1 protein-coding gene is annotated in these 346 nt (G+C 44.2%); it reads right to left on the bottom strand.

What is annotated here, in order from left to right:
- Positions 1–346 (bottom strand): restriction endonuclease (locus tag OH459_RS28215; protein WP_269989915.1); only part of this gene is annotated, 346 nt, incomplete at both ends.

The following is a 346-nucleotide window of genomic DNA, read 5'->3' as shown; positions in this document are numbered from 1 at the left end:
GTGATGCTCTATCATGACACCGTACATTTCTCGAAGTACCTGAATGCCAACTTTCTTGGCCTTCCAGTGTTTACATTGCACTAGGCTCAATTCACCATCTTTCGTCAACCAAATATCAATGCCGCCGTCAGGCTTTTGTGAAAAAGACTGCTTCACGGTATAACCTTGATGCTTAAAGTACTCGCCGACATAGGATTCAAACTCTAGCCAGCTTAATTGGTGAAATGGCGTGGTTACTCGTCTCGAGCGGATATGTAATGTGGTCTCCCGATACCTCTGCCTTCTCTGAAATTGTTTAAAAAAAGCAATCGGCGCGGGAATGAAAAACAGCAACGCAAAATACGGT

Source organism: Vibrio sp. MM46 (assembly GCF_027587135.1).
Lineage (GTDB): Bacteria > Pseudomonadota > Gammaproteobacteria > Enterobacterales > Vibrionaceae > Vibrio > Vibrio harveyi.
This window is presented reverse-complemented; position numbering and strand designations above follow the sequence as displayed.